Below are 24206 nucleotides of genomic sequence, written 5' to 3'. Positions count from 1 at the left end.
TTCGGATAGTTCAGTTTTTATTGCCCAATGGATTTTCCTGACCCGCTACCGCTGGCCCCGCCTCCCACCCCGGCCGACGAGCGCCCTTCAGCGTCTTCGCTTGCTACTACCGACCGCATCTCCGACCGCGCGGCCACGCGCCTGGCTCGTGAGCAGGAGGTAGGCCAGCGCCCCGGCACGCTGCGCGTGAAGGCCGGCGCGCTTAAGCCGCGCCTGTTTTTATTTTCCTATAATGAGCAAGGCTATACCGAAAATGAGTACACCAACCGCTACGACGAGCTGCTTGCAGCCTTCCACGGCAAGCCCGAACTCAAGCACTGGATAGACGTGCGTGGCTACGGCGACCTACCCCTGATGGAGCGCCTGATGAACGACTTTGGGCTGCACCCCTTGCAGCTCGAAGACGTGCTCGGCGATTACCAACGGGCCAAGGTGGAGGTTTTTGACGAGAAACGGCTGTTCCTGGTATCGCGCATGACCGACTTCACCTCGGACCTGGAAATCAATGACGACCAACTTTCTATCTTCACCGGGCCCAACTACGTGTTGTGCTTTCAGGACGACTACGAGGATTGCCTGGATGTGCTGCGCAACCGCCTGCGGGCCAACCTGAGCCAGCTGCGGCGCAAGTCGAGCGGCTACCTCGCCTACGCCCTCACCGACGTGGTTCTCGACCACTACTACCCTACCATGGCCGCCATCGGCGACTATATTGAGGAGCTGGAAGACCGCATTTTTACGGAGCGTCGCGAGCGGCGGCTGCTCAACCGCATTTTGCGCATCAAGAAAGACGTGGTGCGCTTCCGGCGGCTGGTGTACCCCGAACGCGACAAAATTGCGGAAATTCTGCGCCTACCCGACGAGGTGGTGCCCGAAGAACTCAAAACCTACTACCGCGATGCTTACGACCACGCCATTCAGGCCCTGGACCTGGCCGAAAGCTACCGCGATAATATTTCGTCGCTGGCCGACCTTTTTCTCTCGGACCAAAGCAACCGCATGAATGAGGTGATGAAGGTATTAACTATCATCAGCTCCATCTTCATTCCACTCAGCTTCGTGGTGGGCCTCTACGGCATGAATTTTCAGCCCGAAGACCAGCATGGCCACCGGCTGCCACTCAATATGCCTGAGCTGTACCAGCCCTGGGGCTACCCCATTTTGCTGGGCATACTCGCCCTCATTGTGGTGGGGCAGCTCTACTATTTCTGGCGCAAGGGCTGGCTCAGTAGCGATTAAGCAAGCAGGTGATGGGCTAAGTTGGGTGAGGACAAACAAGATGCGAGCTGCTTGGTCTTTTCGCTCATTTCTTCCTCACCCAATCACTTCATCACCTCTTATTTACCTCATTCCTCGTTCATGGGTCGGGTGGTAAATTGAAACGTCAACTGAACGTTTTATGAAACTGCTTGGCCTGCTTGTATTGGTGCTGCTGCTGGCGGCGTTGCTGGCGCCTAGGGGGCACGGGGCGCGGCAGCGAACCGGCCGCCACCTAGGGCGCCAGTCGCTGGCTCCGGTGCAGATTCTCCGCTCGCCCCGGGCTGCGCTGGCGCCCAAAACGGTACGCACAGTGCCCACTACGGCCCGATAGGCCTAGTGATGCCACTACTTACTCAGCCGATTACTTATTTCATGGCTTCTTCGGCAGCGGGGCCGTAGTCTTCGCTAGGCTGGGGCTGGGGGGGCGTAGCGGCCGTGCCGGCTTCAGGCAACGGGAGCTGCCAGGCGGTGGCCAGCGCGTGCAGCCCCTCGTAGTTGGTGAGGTCAAACTTGCAGGGCACCACCGATACGTAGCCCGCCGCCAGGGCCGCCTCGTCGGTGTCGAGGCCTAGGTCGTAGTTGGCGAACTTGCCTTGCAGCCAGAAGTAGGGGCGCTGGTAGGGGTCGAGGCGACGGTCAAATTCCTCGTCCCACTTGGCATGCGCCTGGCGCGCTAGCCGGATGCCCTGGATGGTGCCGGCTGCGTTCTTAGGGATGTTCACATTGAGCGCGGTGTGACCTGGAATGCCCTGCGCCAACGCCAGCTCGCACACCTGCCGCACCCAGGGGCCCACGTGCGAAAAGTCGGCATGGTCGCCGTACTCGCAGAGCGAAAAGCCAATGGCAGGCAGACCCTCAATAGCCGCCTCGATGGCCGCCGACATGGTGCCCGAGTAGAGCACGTTTACTGAGGAGTTGGAGCCGTGGTTGATGCCCGACACCACCAGGTCGGGGCGGCGGTCTTTGAGCACGTAGTATTTGGCGATTTTTACGCAGTCGGCGGGCGTGCCCGAGCAGGCGTAGGCCTCTACATCGGGCCCGAAAATAGTGGACTTGTCGAGCCGCAGCGGGTGGCCAATAGTGATAGCGTGGCCCATGCCCGACTGCGGGGCGCTAGGTGCAACTACCACTATTTCAGCCTGCAGCTCTTGCAAAATACGGACTAGGTGCCCAATACCGGGCGCCGTGAGGCTGTCGTCGTTGGAAACGAGAATGAGGGGACGGGAAGAAGTAGACATGCAAAAATCAAAAAGGCGCGAGTGGTCGCCGAACCAACCTGTACGGTAAAGCGGCGCCCTAGGGCAATTCGGCTCGCGGCCCGACCTTCGCGGCTATGCTTTTCGCCACGTTGCTTACCGCCTCGCTCCTAGGTGCCCCTCGGCCCGCCGCGCTCCTCACCCCTTTCGAGCGCGACCCCGCCCACAATACCACCGCCACCTACGCCGAGTGCCTCGCCTTTTATAAAGACCTCGCTGCCGCCCACCCCGCCACTGTGCAGCTGCGCGAGGCCGGCCTCACCGACAGCGGCCAGCCGCTGCACGAGGTAGTGCTCTCGGCCGATGGCACCTTTGAGCCAGCTGCCAGCCGGGCCAAGGGCCGGCCGGTCTTATTCGTTCAAAACGGCATTCACCCCGGCGAGCCCGAGGGTATCGACGCCAGCATGATGCTGGCCCGCGACCTGCTACGCGATAAGAAGCTGCTGCCCCTGCTTCAGCGCGTCACGCTCGTTATCGTGCCCGCTTACAACGTGGATGGGATGCTGAACCGCAACTCGACCACCCGCGCCAACCAAAACGGGCCGCGGGAATATGGCTTTCGGGGCAATGCGCGGCACCTCGACCTCAACCGTGATTTTGTGAAGCAGGACTCGCGCAATGCGCGCTCGTTTGCGGCGCTGTTTCAGAAGTGGCGGCCCGAGGTTTTTATCGATACGCACACCTCTAACGGGGCCGACTACCAGTACACCATCACGCTCATTCCGACGCAGCACAACAAGCTGGCCCCCGCCCTAGGTGCCTATTTGCAAGGCCAACTGCTGCCAGCGCTCTACGCGGGCATGGCCCAGAAGAAATGGCCCATGACGCCCTACGTCGATTTTGAGGGCGAAACCCCCGAGAGCGGCCTGCGCGCATTTATGGAAAGCCCGCGCTACTCCACCGGCTACGCGGCCTTATTCAACAGCATCGGCTTCATGCCCGAAACGCACATGCTCAAGGCCTTCGGGCCCCGCGTGCGCGCCACCTACGACCTGCTCGTGACCTACGTCCAGACCGTAGCGGCCCAGGCGCCGGCGGTGCTGGCCGCCCGCGCCGCCGCCGACCAAGCCCTAGGTACCCAAACGCGCTTTCCGTTGGCCTGGGCGCTCCGCGACACGGCTACAACCACGGTGCAGTTTCGGGGCTACGAGGCCGGACACAAGCCCAGCGCCGTGAGCGGCCAGCCGCGCCTCTACTACGACCGCAGCCGGCCCTACACCAGGCCGGTGCCCTACTACAACACGGCCCGGCCCACGGTGGTGGCCGAGGCGCCGCAGGCCTATATCATTCCGGCGGCCTGGACCGAAGTGCTCGACAACCTGCGTCGCAACGGCGTGGTGCTGCGCCCGCTCGCCGAGCCGCTGGCGGGCAGCGGCGCCACCTACACCATCGAGGACTACAAAACCACCCCGCGCCCCTACGAGGGCCACTACCTGCATAGCCAAGTCAAACTACGTCCCCTACAACCGGCTCCTGCTACCAACCTAGGGCCCGCCTACCTGGCCGTGCTGGCCGAGCAGGGCCCCGCCCGCCGCTACCTGGTAGAAGCGCTAGAGCCGCAGGCCACCGATTCGTTTTTTGCCTGGGGCTTTTTTGATAGCGTGCTGCAGCAAAAGGAACACTACTCCGACTACGTGTTTGAGGACCTCGCCGCCGACCTCCTAGCCAAGCAGCCGGCCCTACGCGAGCAGCTCGAAGCCGCCAAAAAAGCCGAACCCGCGCTGGCCGCCAGCGGCCCCCGCCAACTCGAATGGGTGTACCAGCACTCGCCCTACGCCGAGCCCGGCTACCGCCGCTACCCCGTGGTGCGGTGGCTAGGGCCAGTGCTGCGCTAGGCAATTCATCTTGCTGCAGAGAAAATATATGAAAATACCTGGTTTTAGGTATTGCATTTTAGCCGTAGGAAGTAGAGCTTTGCTATGTCTGAGCTATGGTAATTATTTAGTTACCTAGTCTCAAGCGCTTACCAATCTATCATCCTTTTCCTTCATACTTATGAAAACGTGTCCCACCTCGTTTCAACGGCCAGCCTACATCAGCTTATGCGCACACGCGCATCGCCCCGTGGCGGGGCCAGTACACCTGTGCTGCGCCAACCCCTACGCCGGGCCGGTGGCCTACGCCGCTAGCTGGCTCGCGCCAGACCTAGCCTAGCGCTACGCGTAACCACTAATCAAAAAAAGCCGGCTACCTCTAATGCGAGGTAGCCGGCTTTTTTGTTAACCTAGGGCAAGCTACTCATCGGTAGCCCGCGAGATGGCAAAATCGGCCAGAAAGCGCCGCAGCTGCTCGGGGGCGTGCACGGCCAAGCCGGGCGGGCGCTGGTGCTCGGGCTTGCCTACCAGCGGGAAGTAACCGGTGGTAGTACGTAGGTCCTGAGTGTCGGCCGCCACGAAGCCCATGCGCCAATCGGGAAACATACGGCCGCTGGCCTGGGACTCGTGCAGTACAAAGGCGTGCTTATGGCGCTCGTCGCGGGCTATAATGTGGTAGATGTGTTCGACCTCATCGCGAGGTCCCTCTATCACCTGCACAAACTCTTTGGTGGCAGCCGCATACAGCAGCAGCCCGGTGAGGCGGTGGTTTTGGTTGTAGGCACGGGCCTGGCGCAGCAGCTCGGCTAGCTCTTCGGGACTGATGCCGCCGGGGCCGGTAGCCAAGCTGTGGTAGATGATGTGATAAAGCGGCTGGGGAGCAAGCATACTGGCAGCAAACAGAGCGAAGCAGCTTCTATACGCAGCTCTTCTGATTAACAGTTCCTTTTAAGCGCCCAAGCTCGTGATTTGTTTCGGGCTCCTAGGTACTACGCCAGCTTTTTACTCAGCCCCAGGGCACAGAGCAGTGCTCCGCACCCTGGAGCCGGGCACAAGGCTAGGCTGCTGCTTCGGGCCGCATGTTGCGCAAAATCTCGTGGCCCATTTTGTCGCGCTTGGTGGTAAGGTAGCTCTGGTTGTGCTGGTTGGGGCTAATTTCGATGGGCACGGTTTCGACTACCTCCAGGCCGTAGCCGAGCAGGCCGGTGCGCTTGCGGGGGTTATTAGTGAGCAGGCGCATCTGCCGGATGCCTAGGTCGCGGATAATGGCCGCGCCTACGCCGTAGTCGCGCTCATCGCCCCGGAAGCCCAGGTCTTCGTTGGCCTGCACCGTGTCGCGGCCAGCTTCCTGTAGCTTGTAGGCTTTCAGCTTGTTGAGCAGGCCAATGCCGCGGCCTTCCTGGTTCATGTACACCACCACGCCGCGGCCCTCGCGGTCTATCTGCTCCATAGCCTGGTGCAGCTGTGGGCCGCAGTCGCAGCGGCACGAGCCGAAGATGTCGCCGGTTACGCACGACGAGTGCACCCGGATAAGTACCGGTTCGGGGCCCGAAATATCGCCTTTCACCAAGGCCAGGTGCTGGGCGCCATTCGAGCGCTGGGTGTAGGCGTAGAGGTCAAAGTCGCCGTGGGCGGTGGGCATCTTCACCGTGATTTCGCGCTGAATCAGGCTCTCCTGAGCCAGGCGGTACTTGATGAGGTCTTGCACCGAAATCAGCTTGAGATTCCACTGCTTGGCCACCTTTTCGAGGTCGGGCAAGCGGGCCATTTCACCGTCTTCCTTCAGGATTTCGACCAGCACGCCGGCCGGCTCGAAGCCCGCCAGCCGGGCCAAGTCTACGCCCGCCTCGGTGTGGCCGGCGCGACGCAGCACGCCTTCTTTGCGAGCCTTTAGCGGGAAGATGTGGCCGGGCTTCCCTAGGTCCTCGGGCTTGGTAGCCGGGTCGATGAGCGCCAAGATGGTCTTGGAGCGGTCGGAGGCCGAGATACCGGTGGTCACGCCGTTGGTTAGCAGGTCTACGCTCACGGTGAAGGGCGTGGCGTGCAGGGCCGTGTTGCGGCCCACCATCAGGTCGAGGCCCAGCTCGTCGCAGCGGTCGGCGGTGAGGGGCGCGCACACTAGGCCGCGTCCGTGGGTGGCCATAAAATTGATGACCTCGGGCGTGGCGCAGCGGGCCGCGCAAATAAAATCGCCTTCGTTTTCGCGGTCCTCGTCGTCCACCACTATCACGACCTTGCCGGCCTTGATGTCTTCGATGGCGCTTTCTATAGTGTCTAGCATGGTAATTAGTATACTGTCCTTGCGAGCGCAGCGAAGCAATCGCACTTGAGTAAGTTTATTCGTTAGCTGCCTCGTTTTAGTGCGATTGCTTCGCTGCGCTCGCAAGGACAGGCAATTTTTATCTCTAACAATTATCGAGAAACAAGTTCTCTAAACTAGCCGTGGTAGCGGCCCAATCGTAGGTGGCGCGCACAAATGCGTGGCCACGCTCGGCAAGCTGGACTGCGGCGCCCTCATTGGCCAGCAGCTGGCTAATGGCCGCGGCCAGTGCGGGAGCACTGTCGGCTACCAGCAGGTGCTGGCCGGGCGTGCCGCGCAAGGCATTGTTGGCAAGCGGGGTGGTTACGCAGGGCAGCTGCATGGCCATGGCCTCTAACAATTTGTTTTGCAAGCCAGTGCCCACCCGCATAGGCGCCACAAATACCCGCGCCTCGGCGTAGGCTTGGCGAATATCGGGCAGCCAGCCGCTTACTACCACGCCGGGGCGGCGGGCCAGCGCCTGCACCCTAGGGGCGGGCGTAGTGCCGGCTACCAGCAGCCGGGCCTGGGGGTGCTGGTGCTGCACCAGGGGCAATATTTCTTCGGCCAGCCAGCAGGCGGCGTCCACATTGGGGTGGTAGCCCATGTTGCCGCAAAACACCAGCTCGTAGCGCTTGGCGGTATGTGGCTGGGGCTGAAAAATATCGAGCGCAATGCCGTTGGGCACGATGTGAATCTGATTGCGCTGTGGGTGCTGCACCAGTTGCCGGTCCTGGTCGCTGATGATGGTGCGGTGCGTAAACCAGCCGAATACTTCGGCTTCGTAAGCACCTAGGCGGCGGGCCTCTAGGGCCAGCACCGGCCGCTGCCAGCCCGGCGCCGTGGCCGCCCGCCGCGCCATGCCCGCCGAAAATACATCCATGTAGTCCAGTGTCTTTGGGCCCGCATAGTTGCGTAGGTACTCGGCCATGCGGATGAGCTGGCAATACACGTGGTCGGGCCGGAAACTAGCCAGCAAGCTGTTTACCAAGCGCTGCGCCGCCGCTTCGTAGAAGTAGCCCACCTGCAAGGGCCGCCCGGCTGTGGCCAACGCTCGCACCAGCCCGCGCCCCCGCGCCACCCGCCCTAGGGGGTGCACGTGCAGCCCGCCGCGGCAAAGCGGACGCACGGCCGACAGGGCCTCCTCCCCCACTTTCTCATCGCTGAGCGCCAGCAGGCATATCTCGTGCCCTTGCCCAGCCAAGTAGCGCAGTTGGTAATAGGCGCGCAGCTTGTCGCCCTTGTCGAGCGGATACGGAAAGCGCGAAAGCAACACGAGCAGGCGCATAGGCTAGGGCTGAGGCACGGGCGCCGGCTGGCCCAATAGCGTTTCGTAAAGACCTAGGAGCCGCTGCGTTACCTGGCGGGTGTCGTACTCGGCGTGGGCCGTGCGGGCGGCTGCCTCCCCAATAGCAGTTAGCGGCAGGCGGCCGTGGTAGTAGTCGCGCAGCGCAGCCAGCCAGGCAGCGGCTCCGTCGCGCAGCAAGATGTTTTCGTCGTTGTGGGCCGCGATGCCCTCAGCCCCTAGGGTGGTGCTGAGCACGGCTTTTCCCAGCGCAAGGCCCTCTACCACTTTCACGCGCATGCCGCCGCCGCTGAGCAGCGGCACTAGCATCAGCTCATATTGCTGCATAAAAGCCGGGGCCGACTCTACAAAGCCGTGCACGAAGATGTTGTCCTGGCCGGGCGGGCGGCTGGTGAGGTCGGCGGGCGGGTGCGAACCGGCAATGTGTAGCTCCAATTTGGGCAGCTCGGCGTGTGCCTGGGGCCACACTTCTTTCAGAAACCAGGCGAGGCCTTCGAGGTTGGGCAGCCAATTCAGCGAACCGATGATAAACAACGTGCGGGGCTTAGGTGGCGCGGGGGCCGCTGGCAAGCGCCCTAGGTCGTAGCTGGCCGGAATGATGGCAAACCTAGGACCGTACTGCTGAGACGCCATTGTTTCAGCACTTACTGGCGCGGGCAATCCTGCATAGAACATGCTCCGTAATCGCGTAGCATCTTCTTCGGTTATAGCGGCCACCGCGTCTATGCGGTGCAGCATCTCTTTCTCAAATGCTTTCAGCCGCTGTGCTAACTTTTGCAAATACCACTTCTTAAGAGCATTACCGGCACGGCTAGCTAGCATTTCCCAGATGGTATACTCTACATTGTGCGCCCGCAGCACAAACTTTGGCTGCTGGCTCGCATGTAGCTTCCGAGCGCTCAGGGCCTGGTTTAGCTGACCGGCATACCAAGCCACGAAGGCACCTTCAAACTGCACCACGTCAACATGTTCGGCAAGCACTAGCTCTAGCAGCTTCGCTAATAAGCGCTGGCTAATGAAGCGCTCGACGTTGTATGCTTCGTGGCTAAATAATAAGTTCTGCAGCGCCGCCAGCGGCCGGATGCGCGTATCCACAGCTACCGCCACGAGGCGTACGTTGGGCCCTAGGTGGGCTAACGCATCGGCGGGCTGATGGTGCTTGGGCGTGTTGGCGGCCAGGATAGTGACGCGGTGGCCGGCTTCGGCAAGGCCCCGCGCCGTTTCGTACATGGCCAGGGCCCCGCCATCGTGCGGCGGATACGGAACGCGGGGACAAAGTTGCAGAATGTGCATTGGGCGGCGAAGATAAGCTGCGGCCTAGGCTCGGACGAGGGCCGTTTGGATGGCCTGCTGCACCGCTTCCCACACCACGGCCGCACTGTGCGCCCACGAATAGCGCGTTACGTTGGCAAGGCCGGCCGCCCGCAGTCGCTCGCGCAAAGCCGCATTTTGGTGCAGTTGGGCCAGCCCCTCCGCAATGGCCGCCGGCTGGTACGGGTCGCAGAGCAGGGCCCCGGCCGCACCACCCGCCACCTCGGGCAAGGACGACAGATTGGACGTGAGCACCGGGCAGCCGCTAGCCTGCGCCTCTACCACGGGCAAGCCAAATCCCTCAAAGAAAGGTACGTACACCGTAGCCAGCGCCGCCGCGTAGAGGCCCGCCAAGTCGTCCTCACTCACGCGGCCCGTAAAGCGCACGGCTGCCTGTACGGCAGGAGGCAGGTCTTTATAAGCTTCAAAAATGGGTCCCGCCTGCCAGGCTTGCCGCCCTACAATGAGTAGCTGCACCGCCGCTGTGGCTTCGCCACCCTCAGTCTTAAACAAGCCGAAGGCTTGGAGCAGATGGCTTAGGTTTTTGCGCGGCTGCAGCGCGCCCACAAACAAGAAATAAGGCTGCCCCTGGCTGAATTGCGCCCGCACGGCGGCCTGCGCCGCCACGGGTTGGGGCTGAAAGTGCGCAGCCGGCGCATTATATGCCACCTTGATGGGCGCGGTGGCAAGGCCAAACTGGGCGCCTAGGTCGTGCCGGGTGGCTTCTGAGACGGCCACCAGCTGCTCGGCGGCGCGGGCAAAACGCGGCGTGAAGTAGCGGTAGTACTGCCTAATGAGGCGGTGCATATCCTGCGGGCGGTGCCGGTATACGAGGTCGTGCACCACCATTACCCGGGGTACGGTGGTTCCGAGCACGGTGAAGCCCTCGGGCGAGAGCAGCGCGGCGGGCTGATGCTGGCGCAGCCACCACGCCACGGCGCCCTCGTACCAGGCCAGCATCAGGAGCGGGTGGCGGGCTGGGGGGTACAGCACGTGTGGCACCACGTTGGGCCCGAAAAGGTAGCGCGCATCGTAGGCCCGGTCGAAGAGAAAGTGAAAGGTGCATTCGGGGTGCTGCTGCACCAGCTCGCGCAAAATCTCGGCCGTGTAGCGCCCTAGGCCCTCTAGGTGGCCGCCGGGCAGGAGAAAGCGGGTAGTAACAGCGATGTGCATTACGTGGCAAAGGTCTGTCATTGCGCGCGCAACGCAGCAATCGCACCCGAATGGCTGTCGTTAGTAGCCCGTCCTAATGCGAGTGTTTCGCTGCGTTCGCAATAACAGCTGGCTCCTATCCTTTTCATTTAAACTGCTGGTGCAGCGCTTGTATTTGAGCTTCGTTGCCGAGCACGAGTAGCACGTCGCCGGCGGCGGTGCGGTAGTCAGCAGCGGGGCTCACTTCGAGGTCGCCCCCCTCGCCCCGGCGCAGGGCAATAACGGTGGCCCCGGTGCGCGAGCGCACATCGAGCTCCCGGATGCTGCGGCCGCGCAGCGTGGGCTTTAGCTCGTGGTAAGGCAGCTCTTCGAGGCGCAGCTTGTTGGGGTCGAGGCCCGAAATCATATCCAGAAACTTGATAACCTCGGGCCGAATAATGAGGTTGGCCATGTGCGAACCGCCGATTTCATCAGGCATCACCACCGAGTTGGCCCCGGCCGAAATAAGCTTGCTGACGCTGCTGCGGGCGCTGGCCCGGGCAATGATGGTGATGTGCGGATTCAGCTCGCGGGCCGTGAGGGCCACAAACACGTTATCCGCATCCTTGGGCAGGGCCGTGATGAGGGCGCGGGCGTGCTCAATGCCCGCCTGACGCAGGGCCGTTTCGGTGGTAGCGTCGCCGAGCACGGCCGGAATCTGCCGGTGGCCGGCCTCAACGGCGGCATTCAACAACGCTTGGTTTTGCTCGACTACCACGGCGCGGGTGCCGCTGTGGCGCAGCTCATCGTAGGCCTTGTAGCCATTGCGACCAAAGCCGCAGACAATGACGTGGTCGCGGAAGGCTTTGATTTCCTGGTCGGCGCGAATCATGCGAAAAAGGTGGCGCAGTTCGCCATCAAAAATATAGGTGGTGAGCACCGACACGAGGTAGGCAACCACCAGCAGGTTGAACAGAATATAAAACGACGTAAACAGCCGCCCTAGGTCCGAAAGCGGATGCACTTCGCCAAAGCCCACCGTAGAGGCGGTGATGACGGTCATGTAAAAGGCATCGACCAGCGAGTAGTTCTCCAGGCCCATGAAGCCCGCCACGCCCACCGCAAAGCTGAACACCAGCAGCCCTAGGGCCAAGTAGAGGCGAGAAAGGTTTAGTTGCTTTAGCATTAAAATTGGTTGGGACTTCTGCAAAAGTCGTTTGCCTTGCGCGCGCAAGAACAGACGACCTAGCGCTTCGCACTACCGCCTCTCGCAGCTACATTTCTTCACTCTCGGGTGGTGGAAACACAAACTGCGCGGCGGCGGCCACGAGCGGTGTCGGGTCGGCGCGGTACTGGGCGAGGCGCGCGCGCAAGGCGGCCGTCCAGCCGGCGGGCTGGGTGGCTTGCGCTTGTAGCGCGGCCAAGGCCAGGCGGCGCAGCCGCGCGTCAGGGCTGGCAGCTAGGGTATATTCAAAAGCAGGCAGGGCGGCAGCGTCCGCTTGCGAAACTGAGCGCTGCCCGCTGGCTTCTAGGGCTTGTACGGTGGCCATGAGCACCTCCGCATCGAGGGTATCGGCAGCAGCTAGCTCGGTGAAGTACGGGGCCAACTCGGGCCACGGCAGCCCCGCCACGGCGAGGCGGGCTTGCAGCCGCAACGTGAGTGGGTCGGGGCGCAGGGCAGCCAAAATACCCTGCACCGCGGGCTGCAACCCGCTACGGTTGGTAGCCAACGCCGCGTGCAAGGCCTGAAGCAGCGCCTGCAACACGCGCCGCGCGGGGCGCACGAGGGCTACGGTGTCGGCAATGGCCGCGGCGTGCTGCTGGGCATAAGTGGCAAACAGGGCGCGGGCAGCAGCCTTGTACTCGTCGGGCAGCGGCGAGTGCAGGCGGGCGAGCAGTGGTGGCAGCAGCACGCGGCCGGGGTCGGCGAGCGGCAGCGTAGCAAAGCGGTGCAGCACTTGCACGCGCAGCAGGGCATCGGGGTGGCCGAGCAGCGTGGCCAGTAGCGCCAGCATGTGTTGCTGCACGGCGAGCGAAAGGCGGTCGGTCGGAATCCAGACTACGCCGGCGGCCACTGCTGGGTCGGGGTCGGCGGCGGCGTGGTACAGGATGGGCCACGTTTCGGGGCGCTCCAAGTAGAACCAAAAAGCTCGCAATAGGGCTACGCGCACATCGCGGTGCAGCGAACGGGCATCCATTTCGAGCAGCAGTGGGTACGCGGCTGGCGTATCGAGGTCGCCCAGCAGACGGATGACCTCCTTGGCCACCGTCACTTTTTGGATGGGCACAGCTTGCAGCAGCGCTAGGGCTCGTGCGGCGGGCATTTCCAGCAGCGTCGAGCGCAAGGCATAAATAGCGATGCGCGCCCGGACGTCGTCGAGAGCTTCTACCAGCACCGGCACGCCCTGCCCACCGTCGAGCCGGGCCAGGGCTCGCAGGGCGGTGTCGCGCACGGCGAGGTTTTCCATGCGCACATCGGCTAGGCTGAGCAGGCGCGCGGGCAGCACGGCGGGCAGCGCAGCCAGCTGGTGGATGGCCTGAAACAGGCCGTAAACGTCGCGCTGCGCGTCTTGCGTCACCTGGGTAAGCGTATCGGCAAAGAGGCGTTGCTGCGACGGAGTCCAGCGGTAGAAGCCAGTGAGCAAGGGCAGCACAAAGCGCGTTTTACCGGTCGAAAACCGACCTTTATAGGCTTGCTGCCCTAGGAAAGGCGTAAGTAAATCTTGTCGCCGACGGTGCAAATAGGAGTATACCACTGGCAGCGTGCCTATGCTGGGGTCGCTAGCCAGCAGGGCCGGCACGAGGGTGGTGAAGCGGTTGGGCCGGTGCTGGGCCAGCAGCTGCAAAATCTGCGAGGCCACGTAGTCTTGCCGCGTCGTCATGAGCACGCGCTCCAAGAGGTCAACCAATTTGTCAAATACGCGCAGCCGCCGGCCCAGGCTAGTGGCCGCTCGCACTAGCAGCGACTCTCGCTCGCGGGTGGCCCAGGCTTGCAGCACGGGCAGTAGGGCCGGCGCAATGCGCTGCACGTCGGCATCGGTCAGCCGGTCGCCTAGCGAGGCAAAATACACTTGCCCCCGCGACCTCACCAGCTCGCCCAGCCACGCCGCGGCCCACTCGGGGTAGTGTGGCACCAGCGCTACTACCAATAATTCGGCTTCGCGAGCAGTGGCGGGCGACAAGTCAGCGGCGTTTAGAGCATCGCAAATAAGTTGGCTTAAGTCTTCTAGGTGGGTTTCTTGCCAGCGCGAGGGGGGCAGGCTAGCCAGCGCAGCCAGCATGGCTTGCCGCACCGGGTCTTGCTCATTGGCGCGGGCGCGCACCAGGGCCAGCGCCGCCGGCAGCTGGGCGCGGTGGTAGCGAGCCACCCCGATTTGCACGGCTAGCGCTACGGTGCGCAGCTCGGCATCGGGATTGCGCACGAAGGGGTCGAGCACCGCGCGAGCTTCCTCCCAGGCCAAAAAAGCCGCGTAGGGCAGCCGCACGGTCGGCCGCGCCGCCAGTGCAGGCAAGGCGAGGTGGCGGCGGGCTTCGGCCTCGCGCACCCCGCTAGGTAGCAGCGCCACCATGGCGGCTGGCACCACGCCTTCGGCATTGCGCCACCCATTGCCGGCCACCCCAAACGCGGCGCGGCGCACTGCGGGTGCCACGCGACGCAGCCAGGTTTCGCGGTCGGGCACGAGGGCGGGGCGGTACTGCAATACGGCCAGCAGCTGGGCTTCGGGGATGCGATGCGCGAGCCGGCTGAGGTCGAGGCGGGCCGCGGCGCCGTCTTCGTGCGCTAGCAGCAGCTCTGCCACTTCGCTAGGGCGGCGCTGGGCCACCGGATGCAGATGGATGCGGGCCGGCGCCTCGTGATGCAGCAGCCCACGCACCAGCGCGAGGGCGTGGTCGGGCTGGCGCTCGGCCAACGCGGGCAGCACCGCGTTTATGTGGTATAGCAGCCGGGCATCGGGGGCCGTTTGGGTGCGCTGCTGATTGTGCAACTGCGTAAAGGCAATGGCTGGGTGGTACTTTGCCAGCCGCCGCCAATCGTCGGCGCCCCAGCGTGGCAGCACGGCGGCCACGTATTTTTCTACCACGGCCCCAGTGCCAAAATACAGGAACATCGCCAGTCGCTCGTCAGCGTGGTCGGCCAGCTCTATTAGCACCGCATCTACCACGGTCCGCCGCTTGCGCTGCCGCAGGTTGCGTAGCAGCTTAGGTTGGGCTTTGCGCGTAATGCTCCCAAACGCTGCCCGCGCCTGCTCATCGGTACAAACCTTAGCTACCAGGCTGATTGCCAAGCCGCGCAGTAGCCGTGAAGGGTCGGCCAGCGCGGCCACTACGGGCGTGCCATCACCACTGCCGTAGCTGGCCAACAGGGCCATTTGGCGTTCGTAAAAGCCGCCAGCCGCGAACGTTTGCAGCACGGCCGCCGCGTCCGCATCGGTGCGAGACTGCCGCCCCAGTGCCACCATGCGCTGCACCCGGCTGTCGTAGGTAGCCGTTTCTAGTTCGGCCAAGAGCGTAGCAGGCGCCATTAGTATTACTTGCTGCGTGAATTATGAATTTCTGGCCACCACCGTACCTAGCATCTGCGCCAGCTGGCCGTCGAGCTTAGTTAGCTCATTATAACGCAGCAACACGTTCAGCTGCTCGTTGCTATCGAGTTGGTTGTCTTGTAGCTGGGTTAGGCACTGCTGGCGCTCGCGCTGCACGTGGCACTTGTTCAGGCGCAGGATGGCGTTGTCGCAGGCTAGCTGAATGAGGTTCAACTCGGTGGGCACGTAGATGTCCTTGATGCGCCAGTTGGGGCTGAGGTCGTAGCGCTCGGTGGCAAAGTCGGCCAGCAGGCTGCGGATGGCCGCGTCTTCGTGGTGGGCCAGCAGGCGCAGGTCGGGCAGCTGGCCTTGCAAAAAGGCTTCGCGGCACTCGGCCCAGAGGCGAGCGTAGAGCGGGTTTTGCAGGGGCGTGCCATCGAGCTGGCTCAGCAGATAGTGCGCTACCGACACCTCGGGCTGCACCTCGTGCGGACCATACAGCACCAGCAGGCGCAACACGGCCTGCTCGCACTGGGTTAGCACATCGAGCGGGGCGGCCAATTCGGCCAGGCCCGCCGTGGGGCCAGCCAGCTGCGATGCTTCCTCTTCCGAGCCGTGAGTGGCCCCGTACATGGCCATCTCAATCTCCTCCTCGGGCGTGAGGGGACGCGGGTTGGCGGCGGCCAGGGCCGAGGGGGAATCGGCTGGGCGCGAGGGCGGCGTGCTGGGCGCGGATGGGGCGGGCGGCGGCGAGCTACTCCTACTGGAGGCCGGAGTTTTGAGGAGTTTGTTGTATTCGGTGATAATCACCTGCTCATCAAAGCCGAACGTTACTGCCGTCTGTTGCAAAAACACTTGGCGCTTAAGGCCATCGGGCACTTTGGCAATACTTTGCAGCACCTCCCGAATGGCCTCGGCCTTCTTAATGGGGTCGGCGCTGGCTTCGCGGGCCACCAGCGTGGTTTTGAAGGCAATGAAGTCTTGGCTCTGGTTTTCGACGTAGTCGGCAAAGCGCTGGTCGCCTACCTTGCGGATGTAGCTGTCGGGGTCGTCGCCATCGGGGAAGAGCACCACGCGCACGTTCAGGCCACCTTCGAGCAGCAGGTCGATGCCGCGCAAGCTGGCCTTGATGCCGGCCGCGTCGCCATCGTACAGCACCGTCACGTTGTCGGTGTAGCGCTTGATGAGGCGAATCTGGCCTTCGGTGAGCGAGGTACCTGACGAGGCCACCACGTTTTTGATGCCGCCCTGGTGCAGGCTCAGCACATCGAGGTAGCCCTCCACGAGGTAGCACAGCTCTTCGTGCCGAATGGCCTGCCGCGCCTGAAACAAGCCGTAGAGCACATCCGACTTGTGGTAGATGTCCGACTCAGGCGAGTTCAAGTACTTCGCCATTTTGTCGTCGCGCTTCAGGGTGCGCGCCCCGAAGCCCACCACGCGCCCGCTCACGTTGTGAATCGGGAACATGACGCGGCCCCGGAACCGGTCGTAGCGCCGGCCGGTGTCGTGGCCCTGGTCGTCTTGGCGCTGCACTACGAGGCCCGTTTTTTCGAGGTACTTGAGCTGATGGCCAGCTTTTTCGGCGGCTTTCAGCAGGTCGTCCCATTGGTCGAGCGAGTAGCCCAGCTCGAAGGTTTGGATAGTCCCTAGGTTCAGGCCGCGCTCCTTAAGGTAGGCATAGCCCACACCCATGCCCTCGTCGGTGTTTTGGAGCAGACGGTGGTAATGGTCTTTAGCCCAATTGCTGACGATGTACTGCGAGTCGCGCTCGTTTTGGCGCAGCTGCTCCTCGGGCGTGCGCTCCTCCTCTTCGGGGATGGCGATGCCGTACTTTTTGGCCAGGGCGCGCAGGGCTTCGGGGTAGCTGCTACCCTCCACGTCCATCACGAAGTTGACGACGTTGCCCGACTTGCCGCAGCCAAAACACTTGTAGAAGCCCTTGGCCGGCGCTACCGAAAACGAAGGCGACTTCTCGTTATGAAAGGGGCAGCAGGCCCAGTAATTCTGCCCGTTGCGCTTGAGGGGCACGTAGTCGCCCACTACCTCCAGGATATCGGCGGTGTGGTATATCTGGTCAATAATGTCTTTCGGAATGCGGGCCACGGCGAAGAAGTAAAGCCGTCAAATTTACGCCCGCCGACGCGGCGCGGCTATGGCGCGGGCTTTTGGCTTGTGCGGCGGCAGGCAGCATCCATCTGCACAGGGCAAGTAGCTGCTGCGCCGAATAGCGCTTGCTCCACCGTAGCAACCCTTAGTTATTACTCAATCAGCCACCTATGCGCAGAGCTTTTTTATATTTTTTATTAACCTGTTCAGCTTATCGCCGTATTCGCACTACTCCATAAGACTATTTAGTCTTCATTTTTTACAATGGCGGCCACTGGTCAGCCACGTCACATTCACTCTTTTTTAAAAGATTATGACACCGCACACAGACTTTCTCCCCTCTGCTACGCCCCCGGTAGCAGTAGCTACTAAGCGTATTTCGTGGGGCGCTATTTTGGCTGGTACCGTACTGGCGCTGGTTATCCAATTAGCCCTGAGCCTGCTGGGCTTGGGCATTGGCTTAGGCACCATCGACCCGCTCACCGAGCAAGACCCCATGGCCGGCATCGGCATCGGGGCGGCCGTGTGGTGGGTGGTTAGCATGCTGGTATCGCTGTACCTAGGGGCCTCGGTAGCTGGCCGCCTGGCCGGCATGCCCCGCCCCACCGATGGCCTACTGCACGGCCTGCTCACGTGGTCAGTAGTAACGCTGTTCACCTTTTACTTGCTCACCACGGCCGTGGGCCGCATCATCGGTGGCGTGACAGGCGTGGCTGGCCGGGCGCTGTCGGGCGTAGGCAGCGGCCTTGCCGCCGTAGCCCCCAAGGCTGGTGAAGCTATTAAGGACGAGCTAAAAGAGCGGGGCATTGACCTAGGCGACGTGAAGCGCGAAGCCCGCGAGCTGCTGCGCCAAACCGGCAAAGCCGAGTTGAGTCCGGAAAACCTGGAGAGCCAAGCTAAAACTGCCGGCCGCGAGGCTAAAGATGAGGCTAGCCGCAGCGCCGCAACCCCCCAAGCCGCCGACGACAACTTCGATGAGCTCATTGACCGCCTCGGCGACCAGGCCCGCGGTATTGGCAATGCCGCCGACCGCGACGCAGCCGTAAACGTGGTGATGAAGCGCACAGGCAAGAGCCACGCCGAGTCGGAGCAAATTGTAGACAACTGGATTGCCACCGCCAAGAAAGCGCAGGCCCAGCTGGCCGAAGCAAAAGAAAAAGCTGCTGCCGCCGCCCGCGAAGCTGGCGACAAAGCCGCTGCCGGCCTTTCTAAGGCTGCTCTGATGATGGCCCTGGGCCTGGGCCTAGGAGCAGGTGCCGCCGCCTTTGGGGGCCGCCGCGCCGCACCGCGCTCAGTAGTTGCAACTGTGTAGCGCTGCGAGCACCTAGCTTAAGTAATACCGATAGGCCCGGCTGCACGATGCAGCCGGGCCTATCTTTTTGCCAAAAGCTAACCTAGCGCAAGTGCCTTGATTTAATATATCACTATCGCTTGCAAATCAATATACTAAGTACAACTATTGTCATACTGAGCTTGTTGAAGCATCTCTACCGCTTAGCTGAACGGCTTGGATGATGCGGTAGAGAGCTTCGACAAGCTCAGCATGACAATACTCATTAATCTTAATTTCAGTAATACTTTGGCTATCATTCAGTGGTATGTCTAGCATATACCCTAGGACCAAATACCAAAAAGGGTCTTATGCCGTAGCGTAAGACCCTTTCGGTAGTTAGCAAGGCTCGGCAGCTACCTAGGGGCGGCGCAGTGAATCGGGACGGGTGGCCGCATCAAGGGCCTGGGCGGCGGTAAACTCTTTTTCAACCTTAGAGTAGCCGGGAGGCGAGATACGCTTGCCGCTGCTCGTGATAAAGGTGGGTTTTATCTTGAGGGTGAAGCGCAGGGGCTCTTTGTCGCGGTCGGTGAGGCCGAGCACGAAATCGGCTAGACTTTCGCCCGTTTTTTCGCCTAGGGCATCGCGCAGATTGCTTTGCACCATCACCGGGGCCATGGCAACACCGCCATTGGCCGGCACCTCAATGCGCTGCGTGGTACGGCCCTTGGCTATTTCTTTGCCGTCGATGAGGGCGATATAATCAAACTCGTTGAGGGCGGCTGTTTCGGAGTTAGGATTGCGAAACTCTAGATTGGCGCGCATGCGCAGCGGCACGTTGCCCGCTGTGAGGGCCGTGAGCAGCAGAGCCCGCTCGGCGGTACCTAGGTCGGGGGCTTGGCGCATGTTCAGCACGTTTACGCCCGCCACGGTGGCTTGGTCTACGGAGGCAAGGCGCATATCAACGTTCTTAAACGCTTTGGCCTGCTGCACCTGCTCTTGAATGCCGCATTGGCTGAGGCTGGCCACGGCCATCAGGCCGGCCACGGCCCGCACCGCTACTTGGCGGGTAGGTAGGAGAGAAAAAAACATGGGAGAGAAAAAAGAAAGGTGGTGAATAAGCATGTTTTACTCGCGATTAATCAAATAGTTGCGTCGCGTCTTCATTATTGACACAGTTGCTAGAGCTACTTCCTATGCTTCAGCTTAACTGCTCGCGAGCGAGCGTTTTTTTTGATGAGCATAATACTATCGCCACGGCCCGCAGCACCAAGTATTTACTTGGGCTTGGTTGTCTTGCAGCATGCCCATGCACCCTATCGACCGGCTTTTCGTAAACTGCTCGCGGCCTGCGGCAAAAAGCCTGACGGCACGCCCTACAGCGTAAATCCCGGGAAGCTTCCCGATGGACGCCCGCGCACGGCAGCCGACAGCATTGCCTAGAAGCACCGCTTCCGGGGCAATAAGATTCCGAAAGCAGGTGAATTGAATGCCATCACCAACGGCGCCCGCGCAGGCTAGCCCATTCTAATGCCGCCGCAACAGTGAGGGCGAGGTGGCGGCATGAGCGTCGCAGGCTGGCCTAGTGCGGCTAGTACAGCACACCAGCCACTTGCGCGCGCAGCAACTAATTGAGGCCAAGCTCGCTAGACAGGGATTTTTGCTGCATTTGCGGAGGCTATCAGCCCACACTACAGGGTTTCTTACCTTTGCGCGATTCAACCCGCCAAGAAAATGCCCGCGTACCGTCCGCAAGAGATTGAAAAGAAGTGGCAAGCCCACTGGCAGCAGCACCACACGTTCCGCGCCGATAATAATTCTGACAAGCCTAAGTACTACGTACTCGACATGTTTCCGTACCCCTCGGGGGCGGGGCTGCACGTGGGGCACCCCCTAGGGTACATTGCCTCCGATATCGTGTCGCGCTACCAGCGTTTGCAGGGCCGCAACGTGTTGCACCCTATGGGCTTCGACTCGTTTGGCCTGCCCGCCGAGCAGTACGCCATCCAGACCGGCCAGCACCCGGCCGTGACTACGGAGAAGAACATCGAAACCTACATCCGGCAGCTGCAGCAGCTGGGCTTTAGCTACGACTGGGAGCGCGAGGTGCGTACCTCCGACCCCAGCTACTACAAGTGGACGCAGTGGATTTTCCTCAAGCTGTTCAATAGCTGGTACAACCTTGATACCGACCGCGCCGAGCCCATCAGCGCACTCGTGGCCAAGTTTGCGGAGAGCGGCAGCGCGGGCATTCGGGCTGCGGGCGACGACGAGGAGCGCCACGACTTCTCGGCCGGCCAGTGGCAGATGATGAGCGAGAAGCAGAAGCTTGCCGCCATCCTCCCCTATCGCCTGGCTTATCAGCAAGACACCTTCGTAAACTGGTGCGCCGCCCTAGGTACCGTGCTCTCCAACGATGAGGTGAAAGACGGCCTCTCGGAGCGCGGTGGCTACCCCGTCGAGCGCCGCCTCATGCCGCAGTGGAACCTGCGCATCACGGCCTACGCCGACCGCCTGCTACAAGGCCTCGATACCCTCGATTGGCCCGACGCCGTGAAGGAGATGCAGCGCAACTGGATTGGCAAGAGCATCGGAGCCGAGGTTACCTTCCCGGTGCAGGGCCACGACAGCCTAGGTGTCAAGGTTTACACCACCCGCGTCGATACCATCTACGGCGCTACCTTCCTGGTGCTGGCGCCTGAACACGAGCTGGTTGACACCATTACTACGCCTGCCCAGCGTGCCGCTGTCGATGAGTACATCGCCGCCACCAAGCGCCGCTCGGAGCGCGACCGCATGGCCGACGTGAAAACCGTGTCGGGCGTGTTCACCGGTGCCTATGCCGCCAACCCAGTCGATGGCACGCCCGTGCCCATCTGGCTGGCCGACTACGTGCTGGCCGGCTACGGCACCGGCGCCGTGATGGCCGTGCCCAGCGGCGACCAGCGCGACTACCTCTTCGCCAAGCACTTTGACCTGCCCATCCCGGCCATTTCGGATGCCCAGCAGGACCTCGATAAGCAAGCCGACCCCACCAAGGAAGGCCGCTACATCAACTCGGGCATCGTGAATGGCCTGGGCTACAAGGAAGCCACCGCTACGCTCATCGCCTACCTCGAAGAGAAAGGCCTGGGCAAGGGCAAGGTGAACTTCCGCCTGCGCGACGCCATTTTTGGCCGCCAGCGCTACTGGGGCGAGCCCATTCCGATTTACTATAAAGACGGCACCGCCTACGGCGTGGCCGAGGCCGACCTGCCGCTCGTGCTCCCCGAAATCGATGAGTACAAGCCCACCGAAACCGGCGAGCCGCCCCTGGGCCGCGCTATAGACTGGAAGTACAAGGGCCAGTACGAGTTTGAGCTGAGCACCATGCCCGGCTGGGCTGGCTCTAGCTGGTACTACCTCCGCTACATGGACCCGCACAACGCCGACCGCTTCGTGGGCGAAGATGTGGAGAAATACTGGGGCCAGGTAGACCTCTATATGGGCGGCGCCGAGCACGCCACCGGCCACCTGCTCTACTCCCGCTTCTGGTATCTGTTTTTGAAGGACCTAGGGCTGGTAACGGCCAACGAACCCTTCCAGAAGCTGATAAATCAGGGGATGATTTTGGGCGTTTCTGCGTTTATTATTAGAGAAGGCGCTGCCGATTTTAATAGCCGTGGAAACACAGTGTGGGTTGCAGGAGAAAATGGTCCTAAGCAGCTCTATTTTGGTAGCGAGCAGGATGATGTTGTAGCTGCTTATTATAGCACTAGCTCACATGTTGGCAAATTGCTAGCAGCAGGGAAAGTCAATGGTGAGCCAGACGATGAAGATTCTAGTGCGGAGAAGTTCTACAAGAGACATGTTCCTATTGATTTTGTAGAGCATGAAAACTTGACACTCAAGGGGCAAGCCGAGTTCGCAGAATGGGTTGGAGAAAAATCAATCTTCATCTGCGATTGGGGCTACTGGCAGGACGGAGTATTTTATGATTTTGACCAAAAGCCATCTAGTGCAGTTGAGGATTTCAAAGTCAGTCGTGAAGCTGAGAAAATGTCAAAATCAAAATACAACGTTGTTAACCCAACGGAGTTAATTGATAAGTACGGCGCGGATGCCCTGCGCCTCTATGAAATGTTTCTAGGTCCGCTGGAACAGTACAAGCCCTGGAATACCAACGGCATCAGCGGCGTAGCTACTTTCCTCAAGAAGTTCTGGCGCCTGTTCCACCCTGAAGATGGCGCACTGGCCGTGACCGACGAGGCCGCCAGCCCCGCCGAGTTGAAGACGCTGCACCGCGTCATTCAGAAGGTGGCGCAGGACATTGAGAAGTTCAGCTTCAACACCAGCGTCAGCACCTTCATGATTGCCGTGAACGAGCTGACAGCCCTAGGTACCCACAAGCGCGCCGTACTGGAGCCACTCGTAGTGCTGCTCTCGCCCTTCGCCCCACACCTGGCCGAGGAGTTGTGGCACGAGTTGGGCCATGCCGATAGCATCAGCTTCGCCGCCTACCCCGAGTTCCGCGAAGAGTACTTGGTAGAGGCCAACGTGACCTACCCCGTAGCCATCAACGGCAAGGTGCGCGAGCAGCGTCAGTTTGCTGCCACCGCTACTGCCGCTGAGATTGAAGCCGCCATTTTGGAATCGGATTTCCTCACCCGCTTTGCCGAAGGCAAAACGCCGAAGAAAGTGGTGGTAGTGCCCGGCCGCATGGTCAACGTGGTGGTGTAAGACCAGCGGCCTACTCGCTCGCTGCCTCTTCCCGCCTGTCATGCTGACGATTTCTAAAAGCAAAAAGGCCCGCTGCACGTGCAGCGGGCCTTTTTGCTTTTAGAACTATTCGCTCTCACGCAGTGGCTACTGTACCTTCGCCCAGCGCTTTTCGCGCCACGCGGCCTGCTGCTCGGGCGTGAGAAACGTCCAGGCCACGAGCCGGCTTTTCTTTTGGCCCTGGGCCATGTCGATGGTTTTTACTTCAGCGGCCTCGGCCCATTGCAGCTCTTTATAGATGCCGGGCAGCGTGTGGCTTTGCGACACGAGCGTGGTAAACCAGAAGGCTGTGGTGGGCTGAGCGTGGCTTTCCTGCACTAGGCGGCGCACAAAAGCTTCTTCGCCGCCGGGATACCACAGCTCGCCGGGCTGACCACCAAAATTGCGCGCCGGCGGTGCGGGGCGGGCCGGCCGGCGGCTGCCTAGGTTAGTGGTTTTGCGGCGGGTGCTGGCTTCTGCTTCGGCCAGCGAGGCAAAGAAGGGCGGGTTGCAGATGGTGGCGTCGAACACCTCGCCGCGCTTGGGGATGCCGCTGAGCATATGACCCGCGTCGGGCTGAGGGCGGAGGTCGATGCTGCCTTTGAGAGCGTCGTTGGCAGCCACGATGTTGCGCGCGGCACGCAGGGCTACGGGGTCAGTTTCGGAGCCCACGAAGCGCCAGCCGTATTCCTGGTGGCCGATGAGTGGGTAGATGCAGTTGGCCCCCGCCCCAATATCGAGCACCGACACACCTTTGCCGCGCGGCACCACGCCGCTATTGCTATCAGCCAGCAAGTCAGCTACGTAGTGCAGGTAGTCGGCCCGGCCGGGGATGGGCGGACACAAGTAGCCAGCCGGAATATCCCAATGCGCGATGCCGTAGAACTGCTTGAGCAGGGCCCGGTTGAGGGCTTTCACGGCCTCAGGATTGGCAAAGTCGATACTGGCATCGCCAAACTTATTGGTGTGCACGAAGGGCGCGAGCGGTGGGCTGGTCTGAGTAAGGAGAGCAAAATCGTAGCGCTCGCGGTGGCGGTTGCGGGGGTGCAGGGGGGCTTTGCTGGCGAGCAGGTCTTTGGGCGGATGCGGCATGGCGAAGAAAGAAGGAGCTAGTGTAACGCGGGCGCCCGCCTCATGTTTGCGAAGTATTCGCGCCAACGGCTCTTATCCCTTACCACCTAGCACTCGGCCCA

The 24206-nt window shown here is 61.7% G+C and carries 17 protein-coding genes; 6 read left to right on the top strand and 11 right to left on the bottom strand.

Annotated elements, in window-relative coordinates; translation table 11 throughout:
• Positions 1–27: 27 nt before the first annotated feature.
• Together corA and JAO77_RS04675 are read left to right on the top strand one after the other, a co-directional pair.
• On the top strand, positions 28–1239 hold the full coding sequence (gene corA / locus JAO77_RS04680) for a magnesium/cobalt transporter CorA (RefSeq protein WP_198989132.1): 1212 nt from the start codon (positions 28–30) through the stop codon (positions 1237–1239).
• A gap of 160 nt (positions 1240–1399) precedes the next feature.
• Positions 1400–1591: a hypothetical protein gene (locus tag JAO77_RS04675; protein WP_198989131.1), complete on the top strand. Its 192-nt coding sequence runs from the start codon at positions 1400–1402 to the stop codon at positions 1589–1591.
• A 34-nt stretch (positions 1592–1625) separates the two neighbouring features.
• Here JAO77_RS04675 and surE read toward each other — a convergent pair whose 3' ends face one another.
• Positions 1626–2498, bottom strand: coding sequence for a 5'/3'-nucleotidase SurE (surE, locus tag JAO77_RS04670; protein WP_198989130.1), 873 nt, complete (start codon positions 2496–2498; stop codon positions 1626–1628).
• 95 nt (positions 2499–2593) lie between these two features.
• Between surE and JAO77_RS04665 the strand changes: the two genes are divergently transcribed.
• Both JAO77_RS04665 and JAO77_RS04660 read left to right on the top strand, forming a co-directional pair.
• On the top strand, positions 2594–4351 hold the full coding sequence (locus tag JAO77_RS04665) for a M14 family metallopeptidase (protein ID WP_198989129.1): 1758 nt from the start codon (positions 2594–2596) through the stop codon (positions 4349–4351).
• 160 nt (positions 4352–4511) lie between these two features.
• Positions 4512–4670 (top strand): hypothetical protein, encoded by a 159-nt coding sequence (locus JAO77_RS04660; RefSeq protein WP_198989128.1) that lies wholly within the window; start codon positions 4512–4514, stop codon positions 4668–4670.
• Positions 4671–4750: 80 nt separating this feature from the next.
• On the opposite strand, the gene JAO77_RS04655 is transcribed toward JAO77_RS04660, so the two are convergent.
• From JAO77_RS04655 to dnaG, 8 genes are all read right to left on the bottom strand, one after another.
• Complete coding sequence (locus JAO77_RS04655; protein WP_198989127.1) at positions 4751–5218, bottom strand: BLUF domain-containing protein; 468 nt, start codon at positions 5216–5218, stop codon at positions 4751–4753.
• A 169-nt stretch (positions 5219–5387) separates the two neighbouring features.
• Positions 5388–6611 carry a bifunctional 3,4-dihydroxy-2-butanone-4-phosphate synthase/GTP cyclohydrolase II gene (locus tag JAO77_RS04650; protein ID WP_198989126.1) on the bottom strand — a complete coding sequence of 408 codons (1224 nt, stop codon included), beginning with the start codon at positions 6609–6611 and terminating at the stop codon, positions 5388–5390.
• A gap of 124 nt (positions 6612–6735) precedes the next feature.
• Positions 6736–7917 (bottom strand): glycosyltransferase, encoded by a 1182-nt coding sequence (locus tag JAO77_RS04645; RefSeq protein ID WP_198989125.1) that lies wholly within the window; start codon positions 7915–7917, stop codon positions 6736–6738.
• Between the two features lie 3 nt (positions 7918–7920).
• Positions 7921–9228 carry a glycosyltransferase family 4 protein gene (locus tag JAO77_RS04640; RefSeq protein ID WP_198989124.1) on the bottom strand — a complete coding sequence of 436 codons (1308 nt, stop codon included), beginning with the start codon at positions 9226–9228 and terminating at the stop codon, positions 7921–7923.
• A 24-nt stretch (positions 9229–9252) separates the two neighbouring features.
• The gene (locus JAO77_RS04635) at positions 9253–10419 is read right to left on the bottom strand and encodes a glycosyltransferase family 4 protein (protein WP_198989123.1); all 1167 of its coding nucleotides are present in this window, start codon (positions 10417–10419) and stop codon (positions 9253–9255) included.
• A gap of 124 nt (positions 10420–10543) precedes the next feature.
• A complete protein-coding gene (locus tag JAO77_RS04630; protein ID WP_198989122.1) occupies positions 10544–11563 on the bottom strand; it encodes a potassium channel family protein in 1020 nt (339 codons plus the stop codon).
• Positions 11564–11651: 88 nt separating this feature from the next.
• The gene (locus JAO77_RS04625) at positions 11652–14900 is read right to left on the bottom strand and encodes a hypothetical protein (protein ID WP_198989121.1); all 3249 of its coding nucleotides are present in this window, start codon (positions 14898–14900) and stop codon (positions 11652–11654) included.
• 21 nt (positions 14901–14921) lie between these two features.
• Positions 14922–17003: a DNA primase gene (gene dnaG, locus JAO77_RS04620; protein WP_198989120.1), complete on the bottom strand. Its 2082-nt coding sequence runs from the start codon at positions 17001–17003 to the stop codon at positions 14922–14924.
• Between the two features lie 316 nt (positions 17004–17319).
• On the opposite strand from dnaG, the gene JAO77_RS04615 reads away from it, so the two are divergent.
• Entirely contained in the window at positions 17320–18318 is a 999-nt protein-coding gene (locus tag JAO77_RS04615) for a hypothetical protein (protein WP_198989119.1), read from the top strand.
• Positions 18319–18696: 378 nt separating this feature from the next.
• On the opposite strand, the gene JAO77_RS04610 is transcribed toward JAO77_RS04615, so the two are convergent.
• Positions 18697–19368 carry an LEA/WHy family protein gene (locus tag JAO77_RS04610; RefSeq protein WP_198989118.1) on the bottom strand — a complete coding sequence of 224 codons (672 nt, stop codon included), beginning with the start codon at positions 19366–19368 and terminating at the stop codon, positions 18697–18699.
• Positions 19369–20010: 642 nt separating this feature from the next.
• Between JAO77_RS04610 and JAO77_RS23985 the strand changes: the two genes are divergently transcribed.
• Positions 20011–22995 carry a leucine--tRNA ligase gene (locus JAO77_RS23985; RefSeq protein ID WP_198989117.1) on the top strand — a complete coding sequence of 995 codons (2985 nt, stop codon included), beginning with the start codon at positions 20011–20013 and terminating at the stop codon, positions 22993–22995.
• A 126-nt stretch (positions 22996–23121) separates the two neighbouring features.
• Here JAO77_RS23985 and rlmF read toward each other — a convergent pair whose 3' ends face one another.
• Entirely contained in the window at positions 23122–24105 is a 984-nt protein-coding gene (gene rlmF / locus JAO77_RS04600) for a 23S rRNA (adenine(1618)-N(6))-methyltransferase RlmF (protein WP_198989116.1), read from the bottom strand.
• Positions 24106–24206: the final 101 nt, after the last annotated feature.

The organism is Hymenobacter sp. BT559 (genome assembly GCF_016427535.1).
Taxonomy (GTDB): domain Bacteria; phylum Bacteroidota; class Bacteroidia; order Cytophagales; family Hymenobacteraceae; genus Hymenobacter.
This window is presented reverse-complemented; position numbering and strand designations above follow the sequence as displayed.

What these genes read in the sequence shown, in the direction of transcription:
- corA (WP_198989132.1), top strand. Translation starts at nt 28, where the DNA reads ATGGATTTTCCTGACCCGCTACCGCTGGCCCCGCCTCCCACCCCGGCC.
- JAO77_RS04645 (WP_198989125.1), bottom strand. Translation starts at nt 7,917, where the DNA reads ATGCGCCTGCTCGTGTTGCTTTCGCGCTTTCCGTATCCGCTCGACAAG.
- surE (WP_198989130.1), bottom strand. Translation starts at nt 2,498, where the DNA reads ATGTCTACTTCTTCCCGTCCCCTCATTCTCGTTTCCAACGACGACAGC.
- JAO77_RS04625 (WP_198989121.1), bottom strand. Translation starts at nt 14,900, where the DNA reads ATGGCGCCTGCTACGCTCTTGGCCGAACTAGAAACGGCTACCTACGAC.
- JAO77_RS04660 (WP_198989128.1), top strand. Translation starts at nt 4,512, where the DNA reads ATGAAAACGTGTCCCACCTCGTTTCAACGGCCAGCCTACATCAGCTTA.
- JAO77_RS04635 (WP_198989123.1), bottom strand. Translation starts at nt 10,419, where the DNA reads ATGCACATCGCTGTTACTACCCGCTTTCTCCTGCCCGGCGGCCACCTA.
- JAO77_RS04610 (WP_198989118.1), bottom strand. Translation starts at nt 19,368, where the DNA reads ATGTTTTTTTCTCTCCTACCTACCCGCCAAGTAGCGGTGCGGGCCGTG.
- JAO77_RS04630 (WP_198989122.1), bottom strand. Translation starts at nt 11,563, where the DNA reads ATGCTAAAGCAACTAAACCTTTCTCGCCTCTACTTGGCCCTAGGGCTG.
- JAO77_RS04640 (WP_198989124.1), bottom strand. Translation starts at nt 9,228, where the DNA reads ATGCACATTCTGCAACTTTGTCCCCGCGTTCCGTATCCGCCGCACGAT.
- JAO77_RS04665 (WP_198989129.1), top strand. Translation starts at nt 2,594, where the DNA reads ATGCTTTTCGCCACGTTGCTTACCGCCTCGCTCCTAGGTGCCCCTCGG.
- JAO77_RS04675 (WP_198989131.1), top strand. Translation starts at nt 1,400, where the DNA reads ATGAAACTGCTTGGCCTGCTTGTATTGGTGCTGCTGCTGGCGGCGTTG.
- JAO77_RS04615 (WP_198989119.1), top strand. Translation starts at nt 17,320, where the DNA reads ATGACACCGCACACAGACTTTCTCCCCTCTGCTACGCCCCCGGTAGCA.
- JAO77_RS04650 (WP_198989126.1), bottom strand. Translation starts at nt 6,611, where the DNA reads ATGCTAGACACTATAGAAAGCGCCATCGAAGACATCAAGGCCGGCAAG.
- JAO77_RS04655 (WP_198989127.1), bottom strand. Translation starts at nt 5,218, where the DNA reads ATGCTTGCTCCCCAGCCGCTTTATCACATCATCTACCACAGCTTGGCT.
- JAO77_RS23985 (WP_198989117.1), top strand. Translation starts at nt 20,011, where the DNA reads ATGCCCGCGTACCGTCCGCAAGAGATTGAAAAGAAGTGGCAAGCCCAC.
- rlmF (WP_198989116.1), bottom strand. Translation starts at nt 24,105, where the DNA reads ATGCCGCATCCGCCCAAAGACCTGCTCGCCAGCAAAGCCCCCCTGCAC.